This is a genomic window from Bacillus sp. SM2101 (assembly GCF_018588585.1).
Taxonomy (GTDB): Bacteria; Bacillota; Bacilli; order Bacillales; family SM2101; genus Nanhaiella; species Nanhaiella sioensis.
Genome location: NZ_JAEUFG010000062.1, coordinates 1 through 5,407, shown reverse-complemented (window position 1 = coordinate 5,407; position 5,407 = coordinate 1). Strand labels below are relative to the sequence as shown.

The following is a 5,407-nucleotide window of genomic DNA, read 5'->3' as shown; positions in this document are numbered from 1 at the left end:
CTAAATAGAAAAAAGGTGAATTTGAGCTCACTCAAATTCACCTTTTTTATTTTTGAGGCTAGTTATGTCCCAGCCTCATTGTATGGACGTTGGTGTTGCTGCACCTTCGATTATTGTACAGCCGATTCAAAGAAAAAACGCTTTTCCAAAGAAGAGACATAATACTTAACTTATATGTAGTTTTTTTCTATGAAAAGAAATCGAGAAGCCCAAGTACTAGAGGAATTAGATCACCTAAAAATTGTAGTATTGCAATAGCGATATCCATATTTATCAAATCCTTTCTTTATTATTGAATAATATTATTATATAAGATAAATAAATTTTCGCAATATTTAAACTATAAAACAGGAGAATAAGACTAGCCTAATCGTTTTTACGATTTGTATAACTATGACAATATATTCATGTCGTTTGTTTGCATTATTGTATACCATAACCAAATCTAGTTTATATAATAGCTACATATGATACGTATTAATTATAAAAAATAAGCTTGTAAACTATGTAATTGTAGAACAAACAGACTAAATATTAGACTCAAAAAAAGGACATTTCTGTAGTAAAACAGAAATGCGCCTTTTTTCAGTGAAAAGTCAACATTCTATAAGCTTGTGTAATAGTAAAGTATTAAAAAATAACACAAAGATGCTAGATTAGTTAATATAATAGATCAAGAAGTATAAAACGGTTTATTCGTAGACACTAAGGGCTTAAATTTATGAGATCCTAAAAATAAAATTATTGAGGGCATTCTTAATAAGTAGTTATTGAACTCTTAATTGTGTGTAGTTCTTGATATATCCATCAAAATAATTTCGAAAATCGTCATTCTCTCCATAGTAAATTCTTGAAAAATCGAGTGTGAATTCTCGGAAGGAAAAAGAATCAGAGGTTCTTATTTTATGGTTAGATCCACTTTGAACGCTAAGATAGTTAGTGTTCCACCCTGCACCTTTTTTAAGAATTCCTTCTAAGCTATGTGATAACTCTACCACTTCATATTTATCATTATGGAACATCCAATCATTTTTTAAATCTTGATAAAGTAATACACCCTCCATATCCAGAATGTAATGTTCAGAATCAAAATCCATTGTATATTGTTTCAGTATCGACTTAGTATCACCTACTGAGCGAAGTTACAATTGGAATAGAACAACTCTCTGGCCAGATAGGTGAACTTAATATACAAAATGGCTATTTACATAAAAAGTTGAATGCCTGGTACAAAGATTTTTATGTTAAAAGAAAAAGTTTTTGAGTTGGAAGAAGAAATAATAAGATTAGAACATAAAAATAAGGTTTTGATTGAGGTGGGGTGATTATAAATAGAACAATAGTAATAACGACAAATTATAAGAACTATTCTGCAAGCATTCATGTTGGGAGGCGTTTCTTGGGATTATTGTTAATAAGAGATTGTTAGTTGATCAATTTAGTTATGCTTGTTGCGCTAATTAATATGGGTTATAGGGCGGCTAAATTTTGATGGTAATAGAATTACTGGTAAAACAATAAAGTAAATCCAAGCAAACAAAGAAATGACTAACGATATTATCATTTCGAAAATAAGAGATGATAATGATAAGACGCTTAATGAATAGCAAAATAGAAGAGCGAATAAAGCCCTAATCAAGATAAATTTAAGAGCAGATGCTTGAATAAATTTAAGAAATAATAAAGAAGGGACTACTAAAAAGAATACATAATAACCTTATAGAAATATTGGTATAGTAAAGTCTGTGAGCAGAGGAAACTCGTTGTCTTTATAATTTGGCCAAAATCTTTGTAAAAGTGAAAATGATAATAAAGATGAAATGAATATCCAAATATAGAATTTCATACAACTCCTCCTTAACTAATTAGTATAGTAGTAACACAGAAGGAAAATAAAATCGGATTAAAAAACCTATCATGAAATTCAAACAAATGAGTGTGTATTTTTCCTTATAGATCAGACTAAATAAGCAGTAGAATAAACACCCAGAACCTTGATATATTTCTAAGATAGATTTTCAAACGTTTTCCTCTGAACAGGTGTACCCACTCAGCTGTAAAATAATCCATGCCAAACAATCTAAATCCATCATGACGTCTTTTGTTAAGGATCTTTTCAAACTTTGTTGCTTACATTTGACGTAACTGGTGTGTTTTATATGATTTTCATAGTCTTTAAACAAGAAGAGATATCCAGAACGGTAGCTATTTGTGTTTAGCTCTTATTATGAAAAGTAATTGCTAAAACAAGTTGAATCACCCAAAATTACCCACATAAAAAAGATCATGTCACACATAAATAAGCGATTTTACCAATTATGTGATAAAGAAGAGAGTAAAAATAATACAATCCCAAAATAAACAATTTTGGGGTTACTTACACGTTTTACGGAGATACGTATCCAGTATATGTTCTTTTTAAATCTTCATTTAAGAAAGAAGTAAAAGTTCCTCATAATTTGAATGTCCCTATTATATATACTATCTACAAGCATGTAAAGCTTCATTTTAATGCTTAATAAAGTATTTTTTTTCATTATTTTCACTATACAGATGCTTTGCTGATTTTATCATAAACATCCATAATAGGTTGCTACTAGCTAAAGATTCTAGATTTTATATATAATGTATCCACATCATGGAAATGAGATAATCTTATAAATTTGAAGGGGGTCGTTTATATCTAATAAATGCTGTAGATCTTAGAACCATAAACAAGTAGTGATTCTAATTTAGTGTTTATTTTATGTATTTTGAAAAGTTAACTAAATGATAGGAGGATTTAACACGATGAAAAAATATTACATTGAATTGCCGTACATTGCTGTTTTAAAGGTGGAAGTTAACGCAGAATCAGGGGAAGAAGCACTCGAAAAATTAGCTGAGGCAGATAAAGTGAATATTTACAGAGACAAACTTGATGATATTTCTTTTATTGATGAAGATTGGAATTATCATGAACAAGTCACACAAAGAAGTATTCCAAATTCAACCCAGTATAATATGTTTATAGAAGAAGTGGAAAAAGATGACTTGATAAATGAGTAAAAAGATATATCATTAGGGCACTTATTAGCGCTGGTTTTATCTATTTCTGTTGAGATAATAGTAGTAGATGCTTTTACTTGAATGACTGATTCACCAAGGGAGAATTATGAAGTCGGAGTGAATGCAGTTCATGTCAAGGAGTTTGATGTTTGTTTAATAGGGGAATAAAGTTATTTAACTATGGCGCTTTTTAGTAATCATACTGAGAGCGTTTTTCTTTACGTTTTGAGTAGATTTATTATAAATCAGGATATTTTTGGACTTAGCTTAAAATCGGTAGAAATAAACTTATTCGACACTATTGGTGATGGGGAATAAAAGAAGATTGCCAGCGGTTACGTGATGTCATCAACATCATTCCTATCACATGAAGGTATCTACTTGTTTTACTAAAAAACATATAATTCTATAAAAGCTAATGTATATGTGTTTTTACATCTTATATAGTTACGTTTTTACAATTACATTGAATAATTATTTATATTTGGGCTGTGAATAGTTTCTAGCTATTTAACTTTTATCATTAAATATTTTTATTAATTATAAGAATAATCAGAAAAAATGTAGGCTAGATTACATTTTATTTCTTTAAATACAGGTATGCTATATAAAGTATTACTTATTATTGCAGCTGTAGTTTTAATAATGATCATGTAAAAAAATTAAAGGAGGGATTGATATGAAGTTGCCTTTACAAAAAGCTTTAATTGCAGGAAGTATTGGCGGTATCGCCGGAGGGATTGCATTCGGAATTGTAATGCAACTTATGGGGAAAATGCCAATGATTGCATCAATGGCAAGTAGTGAAAGTCTAGCTGTAGGTTGGGTTATTCATTTGCTTATTAGTGTAATTTTTGGTGTATCATTTGGGGGGTTAGCTATAATTGTAAAAAATATTTGGCTACTTACTGTGATCTTTACAATTGGTATATGGATTTTAGGTCCATTAGTCGTTATGCCATTAATGATGGGAATGGGAACAAATATAGTAAATGCATTTACTCCCGATCAACTTATGAATCTAATGACACATCTATTCTTCTCAGTAGTGGTAGCTATTGTTTATAAATTTACTGTCTCAGAATCGAAGGAAAAGACCGTATCAGCTTAAACATTATATAAAACTAAACATTCACTTCTCAACTATTCAAGAGGGGTGAGTGTTTTTTATCATGAATTTATTATTTAATATAGAATGGATAGGGTCATTTGACGGAAATTGAGGGGTAGGGAGGAAGTGTTTGAGAGATGATAGCTATGTTTATAGATCATGGTGGTACTATTAAATATGAACATAAAATTTAAATTATGTTATAATTCCAAGGAATACTCCAAACATAGCGACTAAATGGAGTGATACATTGTTGAGTTATTTAAAAGTATACAAAAGTGCTATACAGGGGACGAATGCCTAAGTCAGTGATCTAAGTAGAACACCTACTAATGGAAGGTGGAGATGTCCGTCTTACAGTGGTTGATACAAATAAACAAAATCAATCGTGGTCCGGATATTTAGATGAAATATGCTAAATTGAAGTTGGAACTAGAAGTAATCGCTGAATAGAGTTTGGCGGTGAATTGGTTAAGTCGCTTAGAAAGCCTGAAGCTACATCAGTAGTAAAAACAAAACGGAACCCTGCCTCCAAAGATTAAATAAATTAATCTTGGAGGTAGAGCACTTGAGTAGAAAATCAGAAAATACAGCGTTTCAGTGTGAAAATTGTAGAGAACAAGTTACACCATTAACTAATGGTAGTTTTAGAAATCATTGTCCTTACTGTTTGTATTCAAAACATCTAGATATCCAACCAGGTGATCGGGCAAGTGATTGCTATGGACTAATGGTACTGATTGGGCTTGATTATTCTAACAAGAAAGGCTATCAAATTGTTCATGAATGTACAAAATGTGGTAAGGTTGGTAAGAACAAAGTTGCCACAGATACACTGCAAGAAGATCAAATAATTAATTATATGAAATCAATAGTTTAATAACATTCTACCTGCTATGTTTGGAGTTTAAATTTTAGTTTGTCATAATACCTTTTCTTCGTTGTTAAGGCTACTTTCACACAAGCTGTTGCTTTTCCTACTAAGATAAATCAGGTTCCATCTAGTGTTCATGGAATCTTATCTGAAACCTCTATAGGTCGAGTAATACCTCATCTACCTGTCTGTATAAAAAAGTAGTGGCATCTTCACAAAATGAAGCAATGAAAAACATTGTTTTTTTGAACCAAAAAAGTAACGAGACAGTGAAGCACAAAAAATAGACCACTAGAATGAACTGCACCCCAATTGTTAGACAAAACTAACAACGGAGGTGCAGTTTTTAATGACAAAGTATTCCTTAGAAACTA

5 protein-coding genes are annotated in these 5,407 nt (G+C 30.6%); 3 read left to right on the top strand and 2 right to left on the bottom strand.

What is annotated here, in order from left to right:
• Nucleotides 1–767: 767 nt before the first annotated feature.
• On the bottom strand, nucleotides 768–1,097 hold the full coding sequence (locus JM172_RS23845) for a hypothetical protein (protein WP_214484880.1): 330 nt from the start codon (nucleotides 1,095–1,097) through the stop codon (nucleotides 768–770).
• Nucleotides 1,098–1,717: 620 nt separating this feature from the next.
• Nucleotides 1,718–1,846, bottom strand: a complete 129-nt coding sequence (locus JM172_RS25320; protein WP_284730506.1) for a hypothetical protein — start codon at nucleotides 1,844–1,846, stop codon at nucleotides 1,718–1,720.
• 944 nt (nucleotides 1,847–2,790) lie between these two features.
• Here JM172_RS25320 and JM172_RS23840 point away from each other — a divergent pair.
• From JM172_RS23840 to JM172_RS23830, 3 genes are all read left to right on the top strand, one after another.
• Nucleotides 2,791–3,048 carry a hypothetical protein gene (locus JM172_RS23840; RefSeq protein WP_214484879.1) on the top strand — a complete coding sequence of 86 codons (258 nt, stop codon included), beginning with the start codon at nucleotides 2,791–2,793 and terminating at the stop codon, nucleotides 3,046–3,048.
• A gap of 679 nt (nucleotides 3,049–3,727) precedes the next feature.
• On the top strand, nucleotides 3,728–4,159 hold the full coding sequence (locus JM172_RS23835) for a hypothetical protein (RefSeq protein ID WP_214484878.1): 432 nt from the start codon (nucleotides 3,728–3,730) through the stop codon (nucleotides 4,157–4,159).
• Between the two features lie 568 nt (nucleotides 4,160–4,727).
• Nucleotides 4,728–5,039, top strand: coding sequence for an RNHCP domain-containing protein (locus tag JM172_RS23830; protein WP_214484877.1), 312 nt, complete (start codon nucleotides 4,728–4,730; stop codon nucleotides 5,037–5,039).
• Nucleotides 5,040–5,407 lie beyond the last annotated feature (368 nt).

Excerpts from the sequence above, each read along its gene's own strand:
- JM172_RS23845 (WP_214484880.1), bottom strand. The coding sequence starts at position 1,097 with ATGGATTTTGATTCTGAACATTACATTCTGGATATGGAGGGTGTATTA.
- JM172_RS25320 (WP_284730506.1), bottom strand. The coding sequence starts at position 1,846 with ATGAAATTCTATATTTGGATATTCATTTCATCTTTATTATCATTTTCA.
- JM172_RS23840 (WP_214484879.1), top strand. The coding sequence starts at position 2,791 with ATGAAAAAATATTACATTGAATTGCCGTACATTGCTGTTTTAAAGGTG.
- JM172_RS23835 (WP_214484878.1), top strand. The coding sequence starts at position 3,728 with ATGAAGTTGCCTTTACAAAAAGCTTTAATTGCAGGAAGTATTGGCGGT.